This is a genomic window from Corynebacterium sp. UMB10321 (assembly GCF_030228725.1).
Taxonomy (GTDB): Bacteria; Actinomycetota; Actinomycetes; order Mycobacteriales; family Mycobacteriaceae; genus Corynebacterium; species Corynebacterium pseudogenitalium.
Genome location: NZ_JASOZC010000052.1, coordinates 1 through 271, shown reverse-complemented (window position 1 = coordinate 271; position 271 = coordinate 1). Strand labels below are relative to the sequence as shown.

Genomic DNA, 271 nt, shown 5'->3' with positions numbered 1-271 from the left:
TCTTGCCGAAACTGGCGAGATGGTGATTGGCAGCGGCGAGGATACCTATGTCTGATAATCTGCCGTGGAAAACCTGGACGCCGGACGATCTCGCGCCACCACCGGCAGAGTTTGTGCCAATGGCCGAGTCGGAAGAAACCATTATTGAAGAGGCCGAACCCAGCCTTGAGCAGCAACTGGCGCAACTGCAAATGCAGGCCCACGAGCAGGGTTATCAGGCGGGGATTGCCGAAGGTCGCCAGCAAGGTCACGAACAGGGCTATCAGGAAGG

The 271-nt window shown here is 57.9% G+C and carries 1 pseudogene; it reads left to right on the top strand.

Features of this window, described 5'->3' with window-relative positions:
- Positions 1-47 precede the first annotated feature (47 nt).
- Positions 48-271 (top strand): annotated as a pseudogene (locus QP752_RS11280) (hypothetical protein); the annotation flags it as partial.